The 23,221-nt window shown below is 68.8% G+C and carries 20 protein-coding genes; 15 read left to right on the top strand and 5 right to left on the bottom strand.

What is annotated here, in order from left to right:
- Nucleotides 1–23 precede the first annotated feature (23 nt).
- The 5 genes from ACILQR_RS03195 (at nucleotide 24) to ACILQR_RS03175 (ending at nucleotide 3,974) form a co-directional block, all read left to right on the top strand.
- Complete coding sequence (locus ACILQR_RS03195; protein ID WP_395650063.1) at nucleotides 24–947, top strand: bifunctional methylenetetrahydrofolate dehydrogenase/methenyltetrahydrofolate cyclohydrolase; 924 nt, start codon at nucleotides 24–26, stop codon at nucleotides 945–947.
- Between the two features lie 74 nt (nucleotides 948–1,021).
- Nucleotides 1,022–1,669 carry a LemA family protein gene (locus ACILQR_RS03190; RefSeq protein ID WP_271145011.1) on the top strand — a complete coding sequence of 216 codons (648 nt, stop codon included), beginning with the start codon at nucleotides 1,022–1,024 and terminating at the stop codon, nucleotides 1,667–1,669.
- Entirely contained in the window at nucleotides 1,666–2,484 is an 819-nt protein-coding gene (locus ACILQR_RS03185) for a TPM domain-containing protein (protein ID WP_395650062.1), read from the top strand. Before ACILQR_RS03190 ends, ACILQR_RS03185 begins: the two co-directional genes overlap by 4 nt.
- The gene (locus ACILQR_RS03180) at nucleotides 2,478–3,170 is read left to right on the top strand and encodes a TPM domain-containing protein (RefSeq protein ID WP_395650061.1); all 693 of its coding nucleotides are present in this window, start codon (nucleotides 2,478–2,480) and stop codon (nucleotides 3,168–3,170) included. The genes ACILQR_RS03185 and ACILQR_RS03180 overlap by 7 nt, the downstream gene beginning before the upstream one ends.
- Nucleotides 3,171–3,239: 69 nt before the next feature.
- Nucleotides 3,240–3,974, top strand: a complete 735-nt coding sequence (locus tag ACILQR_RS03175) for an endonuclease/exonuclease/phosphatase family protein (RefSeq protein WP_395650060.1) — start codon at nucleotides 3,240–3,242, stop codon at nucleotides 3,972–3,974.
- Here the strand turns inward: ACILQR_RS03175 and ACILQR_RS03170 are convergent.
- On the bottom strand, nucleotides 3,971–5,464 hold the full coding sequence (locus tag ACILQR_RS03170) for a phospholipase D-like domain-containing protein (protein ID WP_395650059.1): 1,494 nt from the start codon (nucleotides 5,462–5,464) through the stop codon (nucleotides 3,971–3,973). The genes ACILQR_RS03175 and ACILQR_RS03170 overlap by 4 nt on opposite strands.
- A 154-nt stretch (nucleotides 5,465–5,618) precedes the next feature.
- Here ACILQR_RS03170 and ACILQR_RS03165 point away from each other — a divergent pair, with 154 nt between their 5' ends.
- The 3 genes from ACILQR_RS03165 (at nucleotide 5,619) to ACILQR_RS03155 (ending at nucleotide 9,222) form a co-directional block, all read left to right on the top strand.
- Nucleotides 5,619–5,798: a hypothetical protein gene (locus ACILQR_RS03165; protein ID WP_395650058.1), complete on the top strand. Its 180-nt coding sequence runs from the start codon at nucleotides 5,619–5,621 to the stop codon at nucleotides 5,796–5,798.
- 101 nt (nucleotides 5,799–5,899) lie between these two features.
- On the top strand, nucleotides 5,900–8,488 hold the full coding sequence (locus ACILQR_RS03160; protein WP_395650057.1) for a tipN: 2,589 nt from the start codon (nucleotides 5,900–5,902) through the stop codon (nucleotides 8,486–8,488).
- Nucleotides 8,489–8,619: 131 nt separating this feature from the next.
- A complete protein-coding gene (locus ACILQR_RS03155; RefSeq protein WP_395650056.1) occupies nucleotides 8,620–9,222 on the top strand; it encodes a hypothetical protein in 603 nt (200 codons plus the stop codon).
- Here the strand turns inward: ACILQR_RS03155 and ACILQR_RS03150 are convergent.
- Together ACILQR_RS03150 and ACILQR_RS03145 are read right to left on the bottom strand one after the other, a co-directional pair.
- On the bottom strand, nucleotides 9,219–9,572 hold the full coding sequence (locus ACILQR_RS03150) for a hypothetical protein (RefSeq protein ID WP_395650055.1): 354 nt from the start codon (nucleotides 9,570–9,572) through the stop codon (nucleotides 9,219–9,221). The genes ACILQR_RS03155 and ACILQR_RS03150 overlap by 4 nt on opposite strands.
- Before the next feature lie 62 nt (nucleotides 9,573–9,634).
- Nucleotides 9,635–11,494 (bottom strand): ABC transporter transmembrane domain-containing protein, encoded by a 1,860-nt coding sequence (locus ACILQR_RS03145; protein WP_395650054.1) that lies wholly within the window; start codon nucleotides 11,492–11,494, stop codon nucleotides 9,635–9,637.
- Between the two features lie 131 nt (nucleotides 11,495–11,625).
- Between ACILQR_RS03145 and rpmE the strand changes: the two genes are divergently transcribed.
- Nucleotides 11,626–11,850 carry a 50S ribosomal protein L31 gene (gene rpmE / locus ACILQR_RS03140; RefSeq protein ID WP_271145002.1) on the top strand — a complete coding sequence of 75 codons (225 nt, stop codon included), beginning with the start codon at nucleotides 11,626–11,628 and terminating at the stop codon, nucleotides 11,848–11,850.
- Nucleotides 11,851–12,010: 160 nt separating this feature from the next.
- Entirely contained in the window at nucleotides 12,011–13,603 is a 1,593-nt protein-coding gene (locus ACILQR_RS03135; protein WP_395650053.1) for a murein L,D-transpeptidase, read from the top strand.
- 37 nt (nucleotides 13,604–13,640) lie between these two features.
- On the opposite strand, the gene prfB is transcribed toward ACILQR_RS03135, so the two are convergent.
- Nucleotides 13,641–14,763, bottom strand: a protein-coding gene (gene prfB / locus ACILQR_RS03130; RefSeq protein ID WP_395650052.1) for a peptide chain release factor 2 whose coding sequence is annotated in 2 segments (ribosomal slippage) — nucleotides 13,641–14,693 and nucleotides 14,695–14,763 — 1,122 coding nt in all. Because the reading frame shifts where the segments join, the coding sequence is not laid out codon by codon here.
- A 178-nt stretch (nucleotides 14,764–14,941) separates the two neighbouring features.
- Here prfB and ACILQR_RS03125 point away from each other — a divergent pair.
- From ACILQR_RS03125 to ACILQR_RS03110, 4 genes are all read left to right on the top strand, one after another.
- Nucleotides 14,942–16,729, top strand: a complete 1,788-nt coding sequence (locus tag ACILQR_RS03125; protein ID WP_395650051.1) for a patatin-like phospholipase family protein — start codon at nucleotides 14,942–14,944, stop codon at nucleotides 16,727–16,729.
- A gap of 70 nt (nucleotides 16,730–16,799) precedes the next feature.
- The gene (locus tag ACILQR_RS03120; protein WP_395650050.1) at nucleotides 16,800–18,191 is read left to right on the top strand and encodes a M20/M25/M40 family metallo-hydrolase; all 1,392 of its coding nucleotides are present in this window, start codon (nucleotides 16,800–16,802) and stop codon (nucleotides 18,189–18,191) included.
- Between the two features lie 5 nt (nucleotides 18,192–18,196).
- Nucleotides 18,197–18,799, top strand: coding sequence for a phosphoribosylglycinamide formyltransferase (purN, locus tag ACILQR_RS03115; RefSeq protein ID WP_395650049.1), 603 nt, complete (start codon nucleotides 18,197–18,199; stop codon nucleotides 18,797–18,799).
- 290 nt (nucleotides 18,800–19,089) lie between these two features.
- Nucleotides 19,090–21,153, top strand: a complete 2,064-nt coding sequence (locus ACILQR_RS03110; RefSeq protein WP_395650048.1) for a M13 family metallopeptidase — start codon at nucleotides 19,090–19,092, stop codon at nucleotides 21,151–21,153.
- A gap of 107 nt (nucleotides 21,154–21,260) precedes the next feature.
- Here ACILQR_RS03110 and ndk read toward each other — a convergent pair whose 3' ends face one another.
- The gene (gene ndk, locus ACILQR_RS03105) at nucleotides 21,261–21,680 is read right to left on the bottom strand and encodes a nucleoside-diphosphate kinase (RefSeq protein WP_292152290.1); all 420 of its coding nucleotides are present in this window, start codon (nucleotides 21,678–21,680) and stop codon (nucleotides 21,261–21,263) included.
- Nucleotides 21,681–21,825: 145 nt separating this feature from the next.
- On the opposite strand from ndk, the gene ACILQR_RS03100 reads away from it, so the two are divergent.
- Nucleotides 21,826–23,221 (top strand): ABC-F family ATP-binding cassette domain-containing protein (locus ACILQR_RS03100; RefSeq protein ID WP_395650047.1); only part of this gene is annotated, 1,396 nt, incomplete at its 3' end.

The raw sequence follows: 23,221 nt of genomic DNA, 5'->3' as shown, positions 1-23,221 counted from the left end.
GAAACCTGACGGACCCCTGAGAAATGACCGAAATCGACGGGCGCGCGACGATCATCGACGGCAAGGCCTTCGCCGGACGCCTGGTCGAGCGCGTGACGGCTGCGGCGGCGCGGCTGTCGGCCGACCATGGGGTGCGTCCGGGGCTTGCGGTGGTCATCGTCGGCGACGATCCGGCCAGCCAGATCTATGTCCGGAACAAGGGCGAGCGCACCCGCGAGGCGGGGATGCGGTCTGACACGCATCGGCTCGATGCAGCCACCAGCCAGCCCGATCTGCTGGACATGATCGCGGCGTTGAACGCGGATACGGGCATTCACGGCATCCTGGTGCAGCTGCCCCTGCCGGGTCACATCGATGCCCAGGCTGTGCTGTCGGCCATCGATCCGGACAAGGACGTCGATGGGTTTCACGTCGTCAATGCGGGGCGGCTGGCGGTCGGCCTGCCGGGGCTGGTTCCGTGTACGCCGCTGGGCTCGGTCATGCTGCTCAGGGATGCGCTGGGCGATCTGTCGGGCCTGAACGCGGTCATCGTCGGGCGGTCCAACATCGTCGGCAAGCCGATGGCCCAACTGCTGCTGGCCGAGAACTGCACCGTCACCATCGCCCATTCGCGCAGCCGCGATCTGGCAACCATCTGTCGCGGGGCCGACATCGTGGTGGCGGCGGTGGGTCGGCCCGAGATGATCCGGGGCGACTGGATCAAGCCCGGTGCGGCCGTGATCGACGTGGGCATCAACCGGGTCCCCTCGCGAGATCCGGTCAAGGCGGCGGAGGGCAAGACCCGGGTCGTCGGCGACGTCGCCTTCGATGAGGCCGTTGCCGTCGCGGGCCGGATCACGCCCGTCCCGGGGGGCGTCGGGCCCATGACCATCGCCTGCCTTCTGGCCAACACCTATACGGCGGCCTGTCGATCGGCGGGTGTCGAGCCGGAACCCTTGGCCGCTTGAAGCGTCACGCTTATCCGCTGATAGTCGGCGGGCGAGCGGGTCAGGCCGTTCGGAAATCTTCCGGGGAGGCTTCCATGGCTCAGTTCAGACATCGGGTGACGGCACCGATCGCGGTCGCGGTCCTGGCGGGCGTGTCCCTCTCGGGATGCGGCTACAACACCATTCCGACCAAGGAAGAGCGAGCCCAGGCCGCCTGGGCCGATCTTCAGAGCCAGTACCAGCGGCGCGCCGACCTGATCCCCAACCTGGTTGCGGTGGTCCAGGGCGCGGCCATCGCCGAACGCACCACCCTGACCCAGGTCATCGAGGCCCGTGCCCGGGCCACATCGGTGACCGTGACCCCGGAGACCCTGACCAACCCTGCCGCCTTCCAGGCGTTCCAGGCGGCGCAGGGCCAGCTGTCGGGGGCCCTGTCGCGCCTGCTGGCCACGGTCGAAGCCTATCCCCAGATCCAGTCGAACCAGAATTTCGTGCAGTTGCAGTCCCAGCTCGAAGGGACCGAGAACCGCATCACCATCGCGCGGCGCGACTACAACGAGGCCGTGCGGGACTATAACACGACCCTGCGGACCTTCCCGAATGTGATCTGGGCCAAGACGCTGCACTCCGGCTCGGAGCCCATGCAGTTGTTCGTGGCGGCACCGGGCGCGGAGACCGCGCCGACCGTCAACTTCAATGTCGGGCCCACGGCAACCGCACCGACCGCCGCGCCCGCCCAGTGAGTTTCGCAGCCAGACCTCTGGCGGTCCTGGCGCTGCTGCTGGGCCTGCTGTTTGCGGTCGTTGTGCCCGGTCGAGCCCTGGCCGATCCGACCTTCCCCGCGCTGAGCGGCCGTGTCGTCGATGAAGGCCGTCTCCTGTCCCCCGAGGCCGAGACCGCCCTGTCGGCCCGGCTGGCATCGCTGGAGACGGACACCGGCGCGCAGCTGGTGGTGGTCACCGTGGCCGGGCTGCAAGGCTATGAGATCGAGGACTACGGATACCGGCTCGGCCGGCACTGGGGCATCGGCGCTGCCGAGACCGACAAGGGTGTCCTGCTGATCGTGGCACCCGAAGAGCGCAAGGTGCGGATAGAGGTCGGCTATGGGCTGGAACCCGTCCTGACCGACGCCCTGTCCAGCCAGATCATCCAGAACGACATCCTGCCAGCATTCAAGGTCGGCGGGTTCGAGCGCGGGATCAACGCCGGTGTCGATGCGATCGACGGCCAGCTGAGGCTCGATCCCGAGGCCGCCCAGGCGCGTGTGGCGGCGGTGGCCGACGAGGAGGCGGAGTTTCCCGTCGGACCGATGATCGTGGTCGCACTGGTCTTCCTCTTCATTCTCATGGGGCTGGCCCGCGCTTCGAAGGCCGGTGGACGCAAGCGGCGCGGCGGGGTCGGGCCGATCCTGGTCTGGACGGCGCTCGACGCCCTCAGCCGGAGTGGGGGCGGGCGATCCGGTGGCGGTGGATTCAGCGGCGGAAGCTTCGGCGGCGGCGGCGGGTTCAGCGGCGGTGGCGGCAGTTTCGGCGGCGGGGGCGCATCGGGCGGATGGTGACCTTATTGACCCGCGACGACCACGCCAGGATCACCGCGGCGATCAACGCTGCCGAGGGGAATACCTCGGGCGAGGTATTCTGCGTGCTGGCCCACCGCGTCTCGTCCTATCGCGACGTCAGCCTGGGCTGGGCGGCGGCGGCGGCGCTGATCCTGCCGATGCTGCTGATCCCGCTGGGGTTCGATCCCGCCTGGGTGCCGGGCGTGGCCGACAGCTGGGAGTCGGCGCATATGGCCGCGCGTGACCTGACCGTCGGCCGGGCCCTGGCGGCCTATGCGGTGGTCCAGGCCGCCGTCTTCGTGGCGGTCTTTCTGTTGACCTGCATCCCGGTGATCAGGCGTCTGGTGACGCCCCGCATGGTGCGCCGCGCCAGGGTGCGGCGAGCGGCGATGCAGCAGGTCCTGGCCCACGGCCTGCACAATACGCCGCTCAGGACCGGCGTGCTGATCTTCGCGGCGCTGGAGGACCGGCAGGTCGAGATCGTCGCCGACGCCGGCATCCATGAGCGGGTCGATGCCGCCGTCTGGGTTCAGGCTGTCGATGCCCTGACCATCGCCCTGCGTGCCGGCCGGCCGGCCGAGGGGTTCGAGACCGCGATCGCCCAGGTCGGCGCGGTCCTCGCCGAGCATTTCCCGCCCGAGGCGCTGGAGGCCGATCATCTGTCGAACCGGCTGGTCGAAATCTGAACCCGACGGGCCGCTCGCCTTGTCCGGCGATATCCTCTAGACGACGCGCGTGCCGATCACAGGACCGATATGCCCCGCCTGTTGACCTACAATGTCCACCGGTGCGTCGGCACGGATCGGCGTCTGGACGTGGCCCGCATCGTCGGCGTCATCGCCGAGTACGAACCCGACATCGTCTGTCTTCAGGAACTGGACGTCGGTCGTGCCCGCACCGGCATGGTCGATCAGGCCCAGTCGATCGCAGACGGCCTGGCGATGAGCGTTCATTTCAACGCCGCCATGCGGGTCGAGGCCGAGGAATACGGCGACGCCCTGCTGACCCGCTGGCCTGAGACCCTGATCCGAAAGGGGGCCCTGCCGACCATCCGGGGCATACCGGGGCTGGAGCCGCGCGGTGCGATCTGGGCCGCGATCGAGATCGACGGCGCGACGTTGAACGTCATCAACACCCATCTGGGCCTGGTGCCTCGCGAGCAGCGGCTTCAGGCGATGGCGCTTGCCGGCAAGGACTGGCTGGGCGATCCGCGCTGCACGGGGCCGACCATCCTGACCGGCGATTTCAATGCGACGTCGCTGACTCGGCCGTATCAGACCCTGACGCGGCGGCTGGCCGACTGTCAGAGGCAGCTCGGACTGCGCAACACGGTGAAGACCTTTCCGTCAGGCTTTCCGGCCATCCGCATCGACCACGCCTTCGTCAGCCCGGAAATCAGGGTCACAGCCGTCACGGCCCCGTTCTCGCCGCTGGCGCGGATCGCGTCGGACCACCTGCCCCTGGTGATCGATTTCGAGATCGTGTCCTAGCGTTTGCCCAGCCGATCCAGCTGACCGCCCTGGCCGCGTTGCGACGGATTGCGCCGCTTCCAAGGTCGCCAGGCATTGCTCGACGACGACGGATCTCCCAGCTGCCATTCGGCGATGAAGCGCTCGACCGCCGACGGCGCGGACGCGCCCAGAACCTCCATCCGGCCCGTGTCGAAATCGACGATCGCGCGCCCGACCGAGCCCATCACCGCCTCGGCCGCCGCAAAGATTTCAGGCGTGATGCCGAGGAAGTGGCTGATCGAGCGCTGGCGGAAATTGCGGATCTCGGTACGGCCGGCGGCATCGGTCGGGACGACGGCGATATCGCACTCGGTATCCAGCCCCATCGAGCGGTTGTTCAGGTTGGTCGAGCCGATCCGCAGGACCTCGTCGTCGATGACCGTCACCTTGGCGTGGACGATGATCCGGGCACCGCGTCGGGTACGGGGCGCGAAGGCGAAGAAGCGGTGGTTGTGATCGGCCGCCTCGAGCCGGAACAAGACCTCCGACCGCGCCGTGTCCATGGTCATCTTGTCGAACCAGCTCGGCGAGTTGCCGGTCGAGACCAGCACGATCTCGGGTCCGTCGTCCTCACACAGCCGCGCCGCCAAAGCCTCGGCGATGGCGGGCGAGGTGAAGTACTGGTTCTCCATATAGATCAGCTTCTTGGCGCGTTTGATGGCCGCCAGATGCAGGGCCTCGTTCTCGCGCACCTCGCCTCGCCCGCCCCATTTCGGCTCGGTGCGGGCGATACCGATCGGAACGTCGCGCATGACCGGCTCGACGCCGTCGGGCCACGGGTCGTTATCGGTGACGTCGGGCACGGTGCGCTCCCAGGTCGCCCGGAACCACCGCTCGCGGGCCAGGTCACCGAGCGCCCGCGCCGCCGCCCCGTCCATGACGCACATGGTTTCGTGCCGGGGCGCGCTGAACAGGCCCGAGGGCTGGCAGCGGCGGGGGTCCTCGTCCAGATGCTGATCGGAATCCCACCGGTCGGTCGACACGTCGCCGCCGCCGCAGAAGGCGATCCGGTCGTCGATGACCACGACCTTCTGGTGGTGACAGGCGCCGATGGGGCCCGGGCTGTCGAGGCGGAACTCGACCATCCGCTTCCTGAACCAGCGCTGGGCCTTGTGCGGATAGAAGCCTTGCGAGGCCGCGATCAGCAGCGGCGATTTCCAGATCAGCAGTCGGATATCGAGGTCGGGCCGGGACCGCACCAGCTTCCTGAGTTGATGCCCGATCTCGGCCTGCCGGTCGCCTGCCCGGGTCAGGGGATCCAGCCGGGTGCGCGGATCGAACTGCCAGCCCAGCAGGACGATCGACCTCTGGGCCTTGGAGATCGCCGAGGCCAGGGCGTCGAAATAGACGCCGTTTTCCATCAGCACTGCGAACCGATCGGCCGCCTCCACGCGCCAGACGGTCTCGCCCGGCCGCAGCAGGCTGTCCTCTTGTTCGGGCTCGGTCGTCGGCATGGATCGTCTATGCATGATTTCCGTGACAAGTGCCCCCGGTATCGCCAGGTCTGCGATCCCCCGGGCTTCCGTTTGCCGGGCGCGTCGCCAACAATCGGTGATTTGTCTCGCAGCGATTTTGAGCGCATAAGCGAACCCGTCGAGGGGTTGGAACAAGAGGCGAGGGGCGATGCAGGCGTTGATCGAATTGCTTGCCGGCTTCATCGCCCTGCTGGCCGCGGCCGCCCTGTCGCAGTTCGGCGTGGACATGCATCCGCCCAAGGCACCGGACCGCGAGGTGCATCGTCTTCAGGACTGTCCGCCGTCTGCGGCGAACCCCGACTCGCAAAAGTCATCCTCACGCTGCTGAATCGCGTCGCGCGCTTTGCGGACGGGCCATGAGTCGTTAGGGTTCACTTGCCCCCGCGGGACTCCCCGGCCGCGGACGACGTGATCCGAGACCGACGCTTCATGAAATCCCGCCACCGGCCGCCGCTGAATCTGTCCGATCCCGAACCCACGGCGGTCGAGCCGACGCATGCGGCCGAAGCGTTTGACCTCGATCTGCCTGTTGCAGATGAAGCGGTGTCACCCGAGCCGATCCCCGATCCTTCGCCGCCACCGCCCCTGTCGGAACGTCGTCGCCGACGCCTGCTGGAGGAACAGCGTCAGGCCGAGATGCGCGCCGTGCGGTCCGAACCCGATCTGCCGCCCGCGCCGCCGATCGAAGATCTCTCGCCCTATCCTGATCTGTCGCCGACCGTGACGCCTCAGTTCGCCGAGAGCGCCGATGCGCCGCCGGCCGCCTTCGCGGAGGCCCCGCCACCGACCGCGCCGGCACCGTCCACGACGCGTGTCGCCCTGGAACCTGTCGTGGGAGGCCGCCATGCCTATCTGATGGCCGGTCTGGCCTCTGCCCTCTGGGTCGGCGGGGTCGCATCCTGGGCCGCCTATGAGTTCGGGTCGGGCGCCGCCGCACTCGATCCCCTGCGGGTCGCCCTCTATGTCATGATCGCGCTTTTGCCCGCCGGGCTCGCCCTGCTGCTGGCCCAGTCGGTGCGTCAGGGCGCGGGCCTCGCGGCCGAGACCCGGCGTGCGCGCAGCCTGGCCGAGGCACTGGTCGCGCCGACGGCGCTGGCCGCGCAACAGACCGGACAGGTGCTGTTGACCCTGCGCAACGACATCGACCAGGCGGCCCTGGCGGCCGAACGGGCCCGCAACGACCTGAGCCTGCTGCGCGAAGTCCTGGTCCAGGAGACCGGGCGACTGAACGAGGCCGCCGAGGCCGCCGGTCGCACCGCGCGTCGCCTGTCCGAGACGCTCGGTCGTGAACGGGACCAGATGCAGACCCTGGGCCTGCACCTCGACACCCAGTCGGCCGGGGTGATCGACGCGGTCGAGCGTCAGTCGCGCATGGTGGTCGATGCGTCGGACCTGGCCCAGACCCAGTTGCGCGAGGCCGAGACGGCGCTGGCCGCCCGCGCCGCCGACCTCGCCGCCGCCGCCGTCGAGGCCCAGGACGCCGCCCGCCTGGCCGCCGACGACCTGGCCCGCCAGACCCTGCGGCTCGAGAACGCCGGCACCGGCGTTTCCGAACAGATCCAGTCCGTGGAAGAGGGCCTCAGCCAGCAGCGCGCCGCCCTGGTCACGGCCGCATACGCCCTGCGTACCGATCAGGAAGACTTCTCCGCCCAGGTCGAAAGCCAGCGCGCCCAGCTGACCGAACAGATCGACGCCGCCCGTGCGGTGACCGGCGAACTGGGCGACACTTCGGCCCGGTCGGCCGACGCCCTCAAGGATCTGGTCGAGGCGGCGACGGACCAGTTCCGCGCCCTGGTCGACATGTCCCAGCGCGAGGCCGACGGCTTCGACGCCGCCACGAAGGTCTCGCTCGACCGCTTCGAGGCCCTGGCGGCCGAGGCGCGCGAGACCCTGATCGAGGAAACGCGTCGGGCGCTGGACGCCCTCAAGGCCACCGCCGAGGACAGCCGCGCGGCCGCCGCCGATGCCGCCGCCCAGGCCCAGCTTCGGGCCGACCGCCTCGGCGAAGCCCTGTTCGATGCCGCCCAGAAGGCCGATCAGGCGGCCGATTCGCGCATCGAAGGTGCCCGCCGCATCGTCGGCGAGACGGCCGGTCTGGTCGACGAGGCCGGCCAGCGCGCCATCCAGAAGCTGGACCAGACCATGGACCGGATGATCGCGGCCCTGGGCCAGGTCGATGCCGCCATCTCCGATCTCGACGAACGCTCGGCGCGCCTGCCGGAAGAAGCCCGCGCCCGCGCCGAGGCCGTGCGCGCCACGGTCGAGGACGGTCTGGCGGCCCTGGCCGCCGCCTCGCGCAAGGCCGCCGAGGACACCGAGGCCCTGGACGTCGGCTTCCAGGAACGGGTGCGCCGCAACTACGACATGCTGACCGAGGCCGTCCGTCTGATGGGCGTCGTCTCGGGCGAAACGCCTGCGTCACGCCGCGCCGCATCGCCACCGGCGCTGGCATCGGACGAGCCGCGTCAGCGACCGGGTCGCGCGGACGAGGATCGCGGTTTCGGCCTGCGCGGGCGCCTGCGCCTGGAGCCGACCGAGGAGCAGACGCGGCGGGCTCCGCCGGCGGCGACCCCCGACCGTCTCGACTGGAGCGATCTGGTCAGTGGCGGGGCCGAGCCCGAGGTGCCGCTCGACCTGGATCAGCCCGTCATGCCGTCCGACGCCGACGCCATGGCCGACCGGATCACGGCCGCCATCCGCCGCATGGGGGTCGATCCCAATGCCTTGCTGCCCCGTTCGCGGGTCGAGGAGGCCGCCGTCGCCTTCGCCGAGCGCGATCCCGACCGGGCGCGCCAGATCGTCCGCCGCGTGGCTCCCGCCGCTGTGCGCAGCGTCTCGCGCCGGGTGATGAGCGATCCCGAGCTGCGCTCCGACGCCGAACGCTATGTCCGCGCCTTTTCCCAGAAGCTGTCGGGTTCGGCCCGGACGGGGGATGCCTCCGGCGTGCTGGGGGCATTGGCGACGGACGCGGGCCGGGCCTTCATGCTTCTGGACGCGGCGGTCGGCGACCTGGCCTGATCGATGACGCGTCTTCGGGGTCACGCATGGCCGGGAGGCGGGCCTTCGCGACCACAGGGGGTTGACGCGGGTGTCCCTTTGCCGACACCTGTCGCTAACCGTCACATCTCTGTCACGAACCGCGCAGGTCCATGTCCCTCAGCTCGACCATAAGGACGGATCGCCGCCCGACGCTGGCCGTATGCGCCTATGACGTCGACGACGCCGACTGGGACGAGGGCGGCCAGACCGAGTCCCTGGGCTTCGGGGGAGGTGGCGTGAGGTCTCTTCTGGTCGAGCCCGATTCACCCGATGTTCTGGCGACGGGCCTGCGCGCACGTCTGATCGCAGGCGAGTGTCGTGGTCTGCTGTTGATCGGGCGCAATGCCCAGGCCGATCGGTTTCGGGTCCAGATGCGCGCCTCGAACCGCAACCTCGAGGGCTCGGGCAAGCTGACAGGAACCGGCCCGGCCATGGCCCGGACCACGGCACCCGTCGCCGAGATGGTGCGCGAACTCAAGGACGCCGGCCTTCCGGCAGAGGCCAGCTCGGACGGCGAGCACGATGTGGGCAGCTACCTGCTCTATGCCATCCTGACCGGCATGCCCGACGACCTGCCGACGCCGGCGATCGGCCTGCTCAGGGCACCGGCCAGGGCGTCGCGGCGCGATATGGCGCGCGGAGTCAGGATCGCCGCCAACGCCATGGCCCACGGTTTCTCGCCGATGCGCCGGTCTGGCCCCGAAGCCGGTTAGCGACCGGCGACCAGGGTCACGCGGATCGGTTCCCCCGTCACCGCCCGAGCGGCCCAGCTGGTCCCGACACCTCCGCTGACGATCGGTGTGCAGAAGGCACCCGGCACGGGGATGGGCCGTCTCTGGCTGAAGCAGACCTGACCGTCACGGATCCGCCAGGTCCCGCTCGATCGACCGCCGCGCCGTCCCCGTCCCTCGTAGCGTCCACCGGGCTGGAGCCAGGTCCGGGCGGTCCGTCCATCGGGATAGGTCGAGACCAGGGTATTTCCGAAAGCTGGAGCCAGGTCGGCCGCTGTCGGTGCCGGAGCCTGACCGACCAGTGCTGCCGCAAAAAACGCAATGGAAAGCATGCTGTTATCCTGACCGAGGTCGGACAGTCGCTCCGATCACGGAGGATATCAAGCAGTAGCCTTCACTCCGACCGGAACTGCAGTCTCGCCAGCCGTGCATAGAGGCCCCCCTGCGCGACCAACTGGGCGTGGGTGCCCTCTTCCACGGCGCGGCCGTCCTCCATCACCACGATACGGTCGGCGCGCAGGACGGTGGCCAGGCGGTGGGCGATGACCAGGGTGGTGCGGCTCTGCATAGCCTGATCGAGCGCCACCTGCACCAGCCGCTCATTCTCGGCGTCGAGCGCACTGGTGGCTTCGTCCAGCAGCAGGATCGGCGCGTCGCGAACCAGGGCGCGGGCGATGGCGAGCCGCTGACGCTGGCCGCCCGACAGGCTCTTGCCGCGTTCGCCCAAGGGCGTGGCGAATCCTTCGGGCAGGGCGTCGATGAACTGGAGCGCCTGGGCCTCTTCGGCGACGGCCCGCGCCTCGTCCTCGGTGGCATCCTCGCGGCCGAAGCGGATGTTTTCCAGCGCCGAGCCCGAGAACAGCGGTGCCTCCTGCGAGACCCAGGCGAACCGGTTGCGCACCTCGACGGGATCGGCATCGCGCACATCCACGCCATCGACCGACACGAGGCCGCTCTGGGGATCATAGAAGCGCAGCAGCAGACGGAACACGGTGGACTTCCCCGCCCCCGAAGGCCCGACCAGGGCGACGGTCTCGCCCGGACGCACGGTCAGCGAGAAGCCCTTCAGCGCAGGCAGGTCGGGGCGGCCGGGATAGGCGAAATTAACCGCCGACATCGAGACCTCGCCGCGCGGCGGGCTGGGCAGGGCGACCGGTTTGGCCGGGGCGGCGATGCCGGCTTCGGCCCGCATCAGCTCATCGATCCGGGCCATGGCCCCCGAGGCCTTCTGGACATCGCCCCAGCTTTCGCCGATCGCGCCGACGGCGGCGGCGACGAAGACCGACAGCAGCACGAACTGCAGCAGGGTTCCGGGGCTCATGGTGCCGCGCACGACGTCCTGGGCCCCCAGCCAGAGCACCAGGGTGACGCCGCCGAACATCACCACGATGACCAGGGCGGTCATCAGGGCGCGCGCCTTCATCCGGGTCAGGGAGACGGCAAAGGCCGCCTCGACCGCCTCGCCGAAACGAGCGACCGCGCTCCTGACACGGCCAAAGGCCTGCACCGTCTCGATGGCATCGACGCTTTCGCCGGCGAACCCGACGGCGTTGGCGAACCGGTCCTGCGACTTGACCGTCAGTTTGCGGACCTCACGCCCGAACAGGAAGATCGGCCCCAGCAGCACCGGCGCGATCAGCAGGACAAGCCCGGTCAGCTTGGGGCTGACCACGAACAGCATCGCAAGGCCGCCCAGCAGGGTCAGGAAGTTGCGCAGGGCGAACGACACCGAGGTCGTCAGCAGGGTTTCGACAAGGGCGATGTCGGTGGTCAGGCGGCTGAGCACCTCGCCTGTCCGCATCGACGCGTAGAAGGACGGGTCCAGCGTCAGGATGCGCCCGAACAGACCCGTGCGCATGTCGGCGATCATCCGCTCGCCGGTCTTGGTCACATAGAAATAGCGGATCGCCGAGGCGGCCCCCAGCAACAGGGCGTTGGCCCCCAGGAACAGGAACCAGCGGTTGATGTCGGCACCGCCGTTCTGGAACCCGTGGTCGATCGCACCCCGCGCCGTGGCGGTCAGTCCCAACGACGCCCCCGTCGCCATCAGCAGCCAGAAGACGGCAATCAGGGCGTCCATCCGATGCTGCATCAGGTAGGGCAGCAGGCGTCCCAGTGGACGCACATCGCGGCGCTTCTCCCGCTTGCCGCCGGCCTCGCCCATCTGTTCGACCAGCAGGGCACCCGCACCGGGGCGCCCCACGGCGGTTTCGAGGCTGGAAGCCGGAGGGGTAGGCGTCGAAGCATGCGTCATGGGCCGCCTCTTGCCCCGGAAGGCCCCCCGGTGTAAACGCCGCCCTCTTCCCGCCGGAGCCTTCGGCGGGTTTTCTCATTTTCGCGCACGGACGGTCGGCATCGTCACCGCGCAGAGACCGGACGACGACCATGAAAGCGGACACGCACCCCGACTACCACTTCATCACCGTTACCCTGACGGACGGCTCGACGTATCAAACGCGTTCGACCTACGGCAAGGCGGGCGACACGCTGAACCTGGACATCGATCCCTCGACCCACCCGGCCTGGACCGGCGGCAACCAGCAGATGCTGGACCGCGGTGGCCGCGTCTCGCGCTTCAACAACAAGTTCGGCGGCTTCATCAAGAAGTAGGACCGTCCCGACACGCAAGTGTCACTGCGACATCACGAAAAGCGCCGGTCTCGCGACCGGCGCTTTTTGTTTGCGCGCGATCCCTCTAACATGGCGCGGTCAGGCGAAAGGCGGGATGAGTCCGCTCCAGACCTCTGACGAACGGGTTGAGCAGGCGACGATGAATCGACGGCAATTGGGTTTCGGGATCGCGACCAGTGCGATGGTCGCAGGTGCGGCCAACAGCGCGCACGCCTCCCAGTTCGGCCGACGCCGTCCGGCGACGCCGGCGCAGACGCCTCAGGCCGTCGCTGTCGGGAACAAGGACGCCTTCACGGCGCAGATCTCGCGTCTGCCCGCCGCCCAGCAGAACGACGTCCGCGTCTTCTATGACCTTCAGGGCTGGAAGGCCGTCTGGACGCCGCAACAGGTCCAGGCGCTGCAACGCGCCTCGCGCGGGGCCGAGAAGAACGGCCTGTCGGCGTCCGACTATTTCGACTTCGTCGGCCTGGCCGCCGATCCCGACAGCGCGGACGTCCGCACGACCTCGGCCGCCATGGCCTATGCCCGCACCCTGTCCAACGGCCGCGTCTCGCCCGAGACGGTCGAGGACCTTTGGGAGATGGAAAAGAACGTCGTCGACCTGCCCACCGGCCTGTCGAACGCCCTGTCCCAGAACCAGCTGGCCCAATGGTACGACGGCCTGGCCCCTCAGGACATCGGCTATACCAACCTGTCGGCGGGCTATCTGCGCTATCGCCGCCTGAGCCGGAACGGCGGCTGGCCCGCCTTCCGTCCGGGTCCGGGCATCGAGCCGGGCCAGAGCGACAACCGCATCCCCGCCCTGATCGACCGGATGGTGGCCGAGGGTGACCTGACCGCTGCCGACGGCGCGCGCCTGAAGGCCGAGGGTCTGGTCTATGGGCCGGAACTTCAGACCGCCGTTCGCGGCTTCCAGTCGCGCCACGGCCTGCTGGCCGACGCCCGCATCGGCACGGGCACGCAGCGGTCGCTGTCGGCCTCGGCCGACGATCGTGCCCGCCAGATCGCCCTGAACCTGGAACGCCGTCGCTGGCTGAAGCGCACCCCGAGCCCGGAGCGGATCGAGGTCAACACGGCTGCGGCCATCATGGTCTACTGGAAGGAAGGACGCCCCGTTCATTCGAACCGGGTGGTCGTCGGCAGCGCCGAAAACCAGACGCCCAGCCTCGAGAAGCCCTTCGCCTCCGTGGTCGCCAACCCGCCCTGGTATGTGCCCGCCGGGATCGCGCGTCGCGAAATCCTGCCCAACGGCCCCGCCTATCTGGCCGCCCGGAACATGTACATCCAGAACGGCCAGGTCATCCAGCGTGCCGGCCCCCAGGCGGCGCTCGGCTATGTGAAGTTCGAACTGCGCGACTCCTATGCGATCTTCCTGCACGACACCCCGTCGAAGGAGGCCTTCAACCTGGCCACCCGCCAGCGCTCGCACGGCTGCGTGCGGGTTCAGGGGGCTATCGACTTCGCCCGGCTGCTGCTGTCGCCGGACCCTACCCTGCTGAACCAGTTCAACACGGCGCTCGACAACCGCAACACCCAGCGGATCCAGACGGGCCGCGAGATCACGGTGCGGCTGCTCTACTGGACCGCCTTCGTCGATGGCCAGCAGCGCGTGGCCTTCCGCGAGGACGTCTACAAGCGCGACCAGAAACTGGCCGAGGCCCTGGGCATCGCCGTCACCCTGCCGGTGCCGGTCGATGACGGGGCGGCGGTCGCCCAGGACATCGGGCCGTAGGTCACGATCCCTCCCCGGTGAGGGGGAGGGCGGTCGACTATTCCACCGTGCTGCCGCGCGTCTCTCCGACCCTTTGGGCCAGGGCCGCGCCCATGAAGGCGTCCAGGTCGCCGTCCAGCACCCCTTGCGTGTCCGAGGTCTCGACCTCGGTGCGCAGGTCCTTGACCATCTGATAGGGCTGCAGGACGTAGGACCGGATCTGGTGGCCCCAGCCGATGTCGGTCTTGGCGTCGGCCATGGCCTGGGCCGCGGCCTCGCGCCGCTGAAGCTCCAGCTCGTACAGCCGCCCGCGCAGCATCTTCCACGCCTGTTCGCGGTTCTGGTGCTGGGACCGGCCCGCTTGGCAGGCGACGACGGTGTTGGTCGGGATGTGCGTCAGGCGGACGGCCGAATCCGTCTTGTTGATGTGCTGACCGCCTGATCCGGAGGCCCGATAGGTGTCGGTGCGGACGTCGGACGGGTTGATGTCGATCTCGATCGTGTCGTCCACGACCGGCGAAACCCCGACCGAGGCGAACGAGGTGTGGCGCTTGGCCGCCGCATCATAGGGGCTGATGCGCACCAGCCGGTGGACGCCCGATTCGGACTTCAGCCAGCCATAGGCGTTCGGCCCCGTGACCAGGATGGTCGCCGACTTGATCCCGGCCTGATCGCCGTCTTCGGACGCCTCCAGCTCGACCTCATAGCCGTGGGCCTTGGCCCAGCGGGAATACATCCGCAGCAGCATCCCGGCCCAGTCGCAGCTCTCGGTGCCGCCGGCGCCGGAGTTTACTTCCAGATAGGCGTCGTTGCCGTCGGCCTCGCCGGACAGCAGGGCCTCCAGTTCGGCGCGGGCGGCGCGGTCCTTGATGGCCTTGAGCTGGGCGCGCGCCTCTTCCAGCGTTGCCTCGTCGCCCTCCTCGTCGGCCATGTCGGCCAGCATGACGCCGTCCTCGAGCTCGGACTCCATCGCCTTGACGGTGTTGATCTGGGCTTCGAGGCGGGCGCGGTCGCGACTGACGGCCTGGGCCTCGTCCGGCCTGTCCCACAGCGTCGGGTCCTCGACCCGCGCGTTCAGCTCATCGAGCTTTCTTAGAGCGACATCCCAGTCAAAGACGCCTCCTGAGCAGAGCGACGCTCTGCTCGATGTCGGCCTTCATGGCCTCGACATCCGGTCTCATCGCAAACTCCTGGCGATATGGATCGGCGGGCGGGACGCGCGCCGGAGGGGTGCAGATAGAGTGTGCGAGGCCAAAGGGGAAGCGGAACCCGCCCTGGGCGGCAACGCTTGAGGACAAGGCCTGCGAACCGGTCTATGCCGGTCGTCGCCAAACCACCGCCGGGACCGATCACTCAGACATGGCTCGCCGTCCTCCGCCCCGTGCCGACACCCTGGAAGCCGCCCTCGCCCAGGTCTTCGCGGCGCGCGACACAAAGGCCAGCTGGTTCGCCCTGACCGGGGGCGAGCCCCTGTTCAACGCGGGCGACGAGGCCGACAGCCTGTATCTGCTGCGGTCGGGGCGGCTGGGGGTGTTCCGCAACGAAGAGGGCCAGCCGCCGCAGTTCCTGGGGGTCATCCGGCCCGGCGAACCGGTCGGCGAAATGGCGCTTATCGCCGGCACCGCCCATTCGTCCGATGTGGTGGCCCTGCGTGATTCCGAGATTCTGGCCCTGCCGCGCGACGTCTTCTTCGACGCCATCCGCACCCATCCCGAGGTCATGATCGAGCTGTCGCGGCTGATGCTGAGCCGCGCCCGCGAGCGTTCCTCGGCCGGCGCGGAGCCCAGCGTGTTCGGCTTCGTCTCCGCCCGCCCCGGCCCGATCCGCGCCTTCGTCGAACGCGTCGCAGCCTGTATCGAGGCGCAAGGCTATACCTGTCAGGTCATCGACCAGACGGCGCTCAGCTCGGTGTCGGAATGGTTCTCCCGCGTCGAGGACAGCCACGACTTCGTCCTCTATGTCGCCGAACAGGACGAGCCGTCCTGGGCCGCCCTGTGCGCCCGTCAGGTCGACCGGCTGTTCGTGGTCGGCAGCGCCCTGATGGCCCCGCCGGCCAGGCTCGTGGCACCCGCGTCTCCGGCCTGGCGCGGGGCCCAGTTCACCGACCTGATCCTGTTGCGCGATCCCCGCATGGCCATGCCGGCCAACACCGCCGCCTGGCTGGACGCGCTGAACCCGGGTCGCTGGTATCATGCACGGGAAGGCCATGCCGATGACGCCGCCCGGATCGCGCGGACCATCACCGGCTCGTCGATCGGGCTGGTGCTGTCGGGGGGCGGGGCGCGGGCCTATGCCCATATCGGAGTGGTGCGGGCCCTGCACGAGGCGGGCGTGGTGCTGGACAGTTTCGGCGGGTCATCGATGGGGGCGGTGGTCGCGGCCGGTCCCGCCCTGGGCTGGAGCGACGACGACCTGGAAGCGCGGATCCGGAAGGCCTTCGTGGTGTCCGACCCCCTGTCGGACCTGGCGCTGCCGCTGGTCGCCATGACCCGGGCGGGCAAGGTCGCGCGCCTGCTGGAAGAGGCCTATGGCGACATCGACATCGCCGACCTGCCGCTGCCGTTCTTTGCTGTGTCGTCGAACCTGACGACCGGCCGGATCGAGGTTCATCGGCGTGGCCTCCTGCGCCGCGCCATGCGGGCCTCGATCTCGATCCCCGGGGTCATGCCGCCGGTGGTCATCAATGGTCAGGTCCTGGTCGACGGAGCGGTGCTCAAGAATTTCCCCACCGACGTGATGCGCCAGCTGAACGCCGGGCCGGTGATCGGATCCGACATGTCCCAGGCCCGGGGCGTCGATCCGGGGGCGCTGGAGAACCCGCCGTCCTGGTGGCGCTGGCTTCTGTCCGGTAAGTGGAAGGCGGGCCCGCCCATCGTCTCCATCCTGATGCGGTCGGCGACGATCACCAGCGACGCTGAGCTGGAACGCTCGCGCCGGGACACCGACGTCCTGATCCTGCCCAGGCCGTCGGGGGCCGATATCCGCGACTGGAAGGTCTATGACCCCGTCGTCGCCGAGGGCCATGCGGCGGCCGTGGCGGTGCTGGAAGGGCTGGAGGAGCCGATCGGTGCGATGCGGCGACGGCGGCCAAGGGCCGCGGCAGCGACAGCGGCAGCGGCGGCGACGCCTGCGACGGGCGACACCTAGAGATGCCGACGCCGTTGATCTTCCGGGCCCGGCCCGGCAAGGTCCGCCGCGTTCGCTTCTGGAGGTTGCCTTGCGTATTCCCGGTCTGATCCTCGCCCTCTCGCTCGCTCCGCCCATCCTCCTTGCGACGGCGGCCCAGGCCCAGACGGCGGCGGCTCCGGAACAGGCAGCCCTCCACGCTGTCGCCGCCCAGGTCCAGCCCGAGCGGATGCGCGCCGACGTCACCGCCCTTGTCGGCTTCGGCACCCGCCATACGATGTCGGAAACGGCTTCGGAGACGCGCGGCATCGGGGCCGCCCGCCGCTGGACCGAGCGTCAGTTCCGCGCCATCGGCGCCGAGTGCGGCAACTGCCTGGAGATCGCCCTGCCGGCCGACACCGTGACCGGCCGCCGCGTCCCGACCCCGACCGAGGTGGTCAACGTCCTGGCCATCCAGAAGGGCACCGGCGATCCCAACCGCGTCATCATCATCTCGGGCCATATCGACAGCCGCGTCACCGATGTGATGAACGCCACCGCCGATGCGCCGGGTGCTAACGATGATGCCTCGGGCGTCGCCGCCGTGCTGGAGGCCGCCCGCGTCCTGTCGAAATCGAAATTCGAGGCCACGCTCGTCTATGCCGTCCTGTCGGGCGAGGAGCAGGGGCTTCTGGGCGGCAAGATCCTGGCCGACTATGCCAAGGCTCAAGGGTGGGTGGTCGAGGCCAATCTGAACAACGACATCGTCGGCAATTCGCAAGGCCAGTCGGGGGTGCGCGACACCACCCGCGTCCGCGTCTTCTCCGAGGGCACCAAGACCGTCGAGACACCGGAGCAGGCGGCGACCCGACGCTACAACGGCGGCGAGGTCGACTCATCGTCGCGCAATCTGGCCCGGTTCGTCGACGGCATCGCCGACCGCTACCTCACCAACTTCGACGTCGAGATGATCTATCGCACCGACCGGTTCGGCCGGGGCGGCGATCAGGTCGAGATGCTGCGCGCCGGCTTTCCCGCCGTCCGCATCACCGAGGGTGCCGAACACTATCACCACCAGCACCAGGACCTGCGGACCGAGAACGGCATCGTCTATGGCGACACGATCGAGTTCATGGATTTCGACTATCTGGGTCAGGTGGCGCGGCTGAACATCGTCAGCATGGCGGCGCTCGCCTCGGCACCATCGGTCCCGACCGGGGTGACCATCGCCGGCAACGTCTCGCCCGACACGACGGTCAGCTGGACCGCCGTGCCCGGTGCGGCCGGCTACCGCGTCTGGTGGCGTTCGACCACTGCGCCGCAATGGACCCACAGCCGCTGGGCCGGGGAGGCGGCGTCGCTGGTCCTCAAGAACATTCCGATCGACGACTATTTCTTCGGCGTCTCGGCGGTCTCGGCCGACGGCTATGAGAGCCCGATCGTCTTCCCGGGACCGGCGGGGGCCTTTGTGTTGGAGGTCCCGGCACCCGCGCCCGCGACCTGAGCCCGATGAAACAGCCCGTCCGCGTCGCCGTCCTGATCTCGGGGGCCGGCTCCAACATGGCCGCCCTGATCGATGCGACCAGATCCGATGTGGAGAGGGCAGGGGGCGCGTCCCATGAGGTCGTGCTGGTCGTCTCCAACCGCCCCGATGCGGGCGGCCTCACGATCGCCGACGCCAAGGGCGTCACTACCCTCGCCATCGACCACCGCCCGTTCGGCAAGGACCGGGAGGCCCACGAACGCGCCGTCCACGACGCCCTGACCCAGGCCGACGTCCAGGTCATCGCCCTGGCCGGTTACATGCGCATCCTGACGCCGTTTCTGGTGCGATCCTGGGCCGGGCGGATGCTGAACATCCATCCCTCCCTGCTGCCCCTCTATCCGGGCCTCGACACCCATGCTCGGGCCATCGCTGCGGGGGACGCCGAGGCGGGCTGCACGGTCCACCTCGTTACCGACGGCGTCGACGAAGGTCCCATCCTGGGTCAGGCGCGCGTGACGATCCTGGCGGGAGACACCGCAGAGACGCTGAGCGAGCGGGTGCGCGTGGCCGAGCACGGCCTGTATCCGGCAGTGCTGGGCGAGTTTTGCTCGAAGTTTGAGCGGTAAGGCTGCCTTACTCTCGTCATTCCGGGCGCAGCGCAGCGAAGACCCGGAAAGAGGCGGCGCGCGTGAGCGCGAACCTGTCACGCACGCGTCTGGTGACGCATTTCGCCTTCGCTGCGCTTCGGCGCCGCCTTGTTCCGGGTCTGCAGTTCGCTGCGCTCGCCTGCGCCCGGAATGACGAAAGATTTGGGCTGCCGAGGCACCAGATTAGACTTTCGTAATCTTGCGGATTTCCCGGCGACAAGCGCCGCCGTCAGGACCAGTCTCTGCGCCGATCTTTCAACAGGCGCCCCATGACCCGCAATTCCGTCCTTCTCGCCGCCACGGCCGCCCTGGCCCTTGTTGTCGCCATCCCCGCCCTGGCTGAAATGCCCGGCACCCAGTCGCCCGCAACCCGTCCTGTCCACGCCGAGATCGGCACCTGGGGCTTCGATCCCTCGACCATGGATCGTTCGGTTTCGCCCGGCGCGGACTTCGGCCGATACGCCTCGGGCGGCTGGCTGGACGCGACCACCATCCCGGCCGACCGCCCATCCTGGAGCGTGGCCCACGTCCTGTATGACGAGAGCCAGCAGCAGCTGAAGTCGATCATCGAGGACAGCGCCGCCAATCCGACCTCTTCACCGGAGGCCCAGCGCGTCGGCGACTTCTACGCCAGCTACATGAACGAGGCGCGCGTCGAGACCCTGGGCGTTCAGCCGCTCCAGCCCCAGCTCGCCGCCATCCGGGGCCTGACGACCCGCGCCGACGTCGCCCGCTACATGGGCACCACCTTCGGCCGGCCGGGTGCCAGCCTGTTCGCCCTGGCCGTGTTCGAGGACCTAAAGGATCCCGACACCTCCAGCGCCTATCTCGGCCAGGCGGGCCTGGGCCTGCCCGACCGTGACTACTATCTCGAGGCCGCCTTTGCCGAGAAGAAGGCCGCCTATCAGGCCTATGTGGCCCAGATGCTGACCATGATCGGCTGGCCCGAACCGGTGAAGGCGGCCGCCGACATCGTCGCCTTCGAGACTGCCGTCGCCGAGAAGTCCTGGACCAATGTCCAGACGCGTCAGCTCGACAAGATCTACAACCCCATGACCCTGGCCGAGGTCGCCGCCGCCGCGCCGGAGTTCGACTGGGCCGCCTGGGCCGGGGCCGCCGGCCTGCCGACCACCGCCCACACCGTCGTCACCGAGAACACCGCCGTGCCTGAACTGGCGCGGATCTTCGGTGCCACCGACCTCGACACCCTGCGCGCCTATCAGGCCTTCCACCTGGTCGATCAGGCCGCACCGACCCTGTCGAAAGCCTTCGTCGACGCCCGCTTCGCCTTCCGTGGCACGGTGCTGAACGGCACCACGGCCCAGCGTCCGCGCTGGAACCGTGCGGTCGCCGCCGTCGACGGCTCGCTGGGCGAGGCGCTCGGCAAGGAATACGTCCGCCGACACTTCCCCGCCTCGTCCAAGGCGGCAATGGAAACCCTGGTCGGCAATCTGCGCGCCGCCATGACCGAACGCATCAAGCATCTGGAATGGATGAGCGACGAGACCAAGACCCAGGCCCTCTACAAGATGTCGAAGTTCGGGGTGAAGGTCGGCTATCCCGACGAATGGCGCAGCTATGATGGCCTGACGATCCGCGCCGACGACCTGTACGGCAATGTCGAACGCGCCAGCGCCTTCGAATGGGCCTTCCAGCTGTCGAAACTGGGCAAGCCGGTGAACCCGCTGGAGTGGGGCATGACGCCCCAGACGATCAACGCCTACTACAACCCGCCCCGCAACGAGATCGTCTTCCCCGCCGCGATCCTTCAGGCGCCCTTCTTCGACCCGGCCGCCGATCCGGCGGTCAACTATGGCGGCATCGGCGCGGTGATCGGCCACGAGATCACCCACGGCTTTGACGATCAGGGCCGAAAGGTCGACGGCGACGGAACGCTGCGCGACTGGTGGACCCCCGCCGACGGCGCGGCGTTCGAGGCCCGGGCCAAGGTGCTGGGGGCCCAGTATGACGCGACCTTCCCCCTGCCGGGCGTTCCCGTGAACGGCGACCTGACCATGGGCGAGAACATCGCCGACCTGGGCGGGCTGCTGATGGCGCTGGATGCCTATCACCTGTCGCTGAACGGCCAGCCGGCGCCGGTGATCGACGGCTTCACCGGCGACCAGCGCGTCTTCCTCGGCTGGGCCCAGGTGTGGCGCGAAAAGGCCCGCGACGCCGCCCTGCAACAGCAACTGGCCAGCGACCCCCACTCGCCCGCCAGCGTCCGCGCCACCGTGCCGGTCCGCAACATCGAGGCCTGGTACGCAGCCTTCGGCGTCAAGCCCGGCGACGAACAGTATGTCGCTCCGGCCGCCCGCGCGGTGATCTGGTAGGCGGCCAGCCGCCCGGGGCTCAAGCAGGCCGAGCGGCCGATAGCACAAATGAAAAAGGCCCCGGAGATCGCTCTCCGGGGCCTTTCTCGATGTCGATACTGTCAGCCTCAGCCGACGATGTCGGCGTCCGTGAAGAACTGGGCGATCTCGATCGCGGCGTTCTCGTCCGAGTCCGAACCGTGGACCGAGTTCTCGCCGATCGACAGGGCGAACAGCTTGCGGATCGTGCCGTCGGCGGCGTCCTTGGGGTTCGTCGCGCCCATGACTTCGCGATACTTGGCGACGGCGCCTTCGGCTTCCAGGACCTGGACCACGACCGGCTCGGCGATCATCTGGCTGACCAGTTCGCCATAGAAGGGGCGCTCGGCGTGAACGTCGTAGAATTTCTTGGCCTGGGCCTCGGTCAGCTTGATGCGGCGCTGGCCGACGATCCGCAGTCCGGCTTGCTCGATCACGGCGTTGATCGCGCCGGTCAGGTTGCGGCGCGTCGCGTCGGGCTTGATGATCGAGAAGGTGCGTTCGGTCATGGGAAGACTTCTTGTTTGGGAGTTTGAAGGTGGGGGCTTATAGACGCGCCCTCCCTAGTTTCCAACTATCTCCCTTTTGTGTCCCGGATGCGCGCCTCTCGAGCGCCGCGCTGATTGCGGGACGAGCCCAGGTCTTCGTCCTTTCATGCTCCAGATCACCGACCTGACGTTCAACGCCTGGGGCCGCAAATTCCTTGTGGACGCCTCCGTCAGCCTGCCGCCCGGCGCCAAGGTCGGTCTGGTGGGTCGCAACGGCATCGGCAAGTCGACCCTGTTCAAGCTGATCCTGGGCGAGCTTCAGGCCGGGGGCGACGAGATCAGCCTGCCCAAGACCGCCCGCATCGGCTCGGTCGATCAGGAACACCCTGCGACCCCCGTCAGCGTGCTCGACACCATCCTGGAAGCCGATGTCGAGCGCCACACCCTGCTGGGCCGTCTCGAAACCGCCGAGCCCGAGGAGATGGGCGAGATCTGGTCGCGGCTGATCGAGATCGACGCCGACGCCGCCCCCGCCCGCGCCTCCGAAATCCTCGTCGGCCTCGGCTTTGACCAGGAGAACCAGCAGCGCCCGATGTCGGAATTCTCGGGCGGCTGGCGGATGCGGGTGGCCCTGGCCGCGGCCCTGTTCGCCGAGCCGGACATGCTGCTGCTCGACGAGCCGACCAACTATCTCGACCTCGAAGGCGCACTGTGGCTGGAGGCGCGGCTTAAGAAATATCCGCACACCGCCCTGATCATCTCCCACGACCGCGAGATGCTGAACGAGGTCTGCACCCACATCCTGCACCTCGCGAACCACAATCTGACGCTCTACACGGGCAACTACGACCAGTTCGAACAGGCTCGCGCCGAAAAGGCCCGGCTGCAGCTGTCTGCCAAGGCCAAGCAGGACGCCGAACGCGCCCACCTCCAGGCCTTCGTCGACCGCTTCAAGGCCAAGGCCTCCAAGGCCGCCCAGGCCCAGTCCCGCATGAAGCGCCTGGCCAAGATGCAGCCGGTCTCGACCACGATCGAGGAACGCGTCGCCCCCTTCACCCTGCCGTCCCCGCCGCGCCCCTTGGCCCCGCCGCTGATCCGGCTGGAGCGGGCCAACGTCGGCTATGACACCGGCAAGCCGATCCTGCGCAATCTGAACCTGCGCATGGATCTCGACGACCGCATCGGCCTGCTGGGCGTCAATGGTGCCGGCAAGTCGACCTTCGCCAAGATGATCGCCGGCGCGCTCAAGGTCTCCGAGGGCGAACTGCACCGCGACCGAAAGATGCGCGTAGGCTGGTTCCACCAGCACCAGATCGAGGCCATGGACCCGACCGACACGCCGCTGGAGATCATCCGCCGCGCCATGCCGGACGGGTCGGAGGCCGCCCGCCGCTCCAAACTGGCCCAGTTCGGTCTGGGCTACGAGAAGCAGGAGACCACGGTCGACAACCTGTCCGGCGGCGAGCGCGCGCGCCTGCTGCTGAACATGGTGGCCATGGACGCCCCGCACGTCCTGATCCTCGACGAACCGACCAACCACCTGGACATCGACAGCCGCCGGG

The organism is Brevundimonas sp., assembly GCF_044239655.1.
Classification (GTDB): Bacteria; Pseudomonadota; Alphaproteobacteria; order Caulobacterales; family Caulobacteraceae; genus Brevundimonas.
The sequence above is the reverse complement of the archived record's forward strand: the minus strand, read 5'-3'. Positions and strand labels throughout refer to the sequence as shown.

Coding starts and splice junctions, on each gene's coding strand:
- ACILQR_RS03145 (WP_395650054.1), bottom strand. CDS start 11,494: ATGACGCATGCTTCGACGCCTACCCCTCCGGCTTCCAGCCTCGAAACC.
- ACILQR_RS03170 (WP_395650059.1), bottom strand. CDS start 5,464: ATGCATAGACGATCCATGCCGACGACCGAGCCCGAACAAGAGGACAGC.
- ACILQR_RS03180 (WP_395650061.1), top strand. CDS start 2,478: ATGGTGACCTTATTGACCCGCGACGACCACGCCAGGATCACCGCGGCG.
- purN (WP_395650049.1), top strand. CDS start 18,197: ATGAAACAGCCCGTCCGCGTCGCCGTCCTGATCTCGGGGGCCGGCTCC.
- ACILQR_RS03150 (WP_395650055.1), bottom strand. CDS start 9,572: ATGCTTTCCATTGCGTTTTTTGCGGCAGCACTGGTCGGTCAGGCTCCG.
- ACILQR_RS03175 (WP_395650060.1), top strand. CDS start 3,240: ATGCCCCGCCTGTTGACCTACAATGTCCACCGGTGCGTCGGCACGGAT.
- ACILQR_RS03160 (WP_395650057.1), top strand. CDS start 5,900: ATGAAATCCCGCCACCGGCCGCCGCTGAATCTGTCCGATCCCGAACCC.
- ACILQR_RS03190 (WP_271145011.1), top strand. CDS start 1,022: ATGGCTCAGTTCAGACATCGGGTGACGGCACCGATCGCGGTCGCGGTC.
- rpmE (WP_271145002.1), top strand. CDS start 11,626: ATGAAAGCGGACACGCACCCCGACTACCACTTCATCACCGTTACCCTG.
- ACILQR_RS03155 (WP_395650056.1), top strand. CDS start 8,620: ATGTCCCTCAGCTCGACCATAAGGACGGATCGCCGCCCGACGCTGGCC.
- ACILQR_RS03165 (WP_395650058.1), top strand. CDS start 5,619: ATGCAGGCGTTGATCGAATTGCTTGCCGGCTTCATCGCCCTGCTGGCC.
- ndk (WP_292152290.1), bottom strand. CDS start 21,680: ATGACCGAACGCACCTTCTCGATCATCAAGCCCGACGCGACGCGCCGC.
- ACILQR_RS03125 (WP_395650051.1), top strand. CDS start 14,942: ATGGCTCGCCGTCCTCCGCCCCGTGCCGACACCCTGGAAGCCGCCCTC.
- ACILQR_RS03135 (WP_395650053.1), top strand. CDS start 12,011: ATGAATCGACGGCAATTGGGTTTCGGGATCGCGACCAGTGCGATGGTC.
- ACILQR_RS03195 (WP_395650063.1), top strand. CDS start 24: ATGACCGAAATCGACGGGCGCGCGACGATCATCGACGGCAAGGCCTTC.
- ACILQR_RS03110 (WP_395650048.1), top strand. CDS start 19,090: ATGACCCGCAATTCCGTCCTTCTCGCCGCCACGGCCGCCCTGGCCCTT.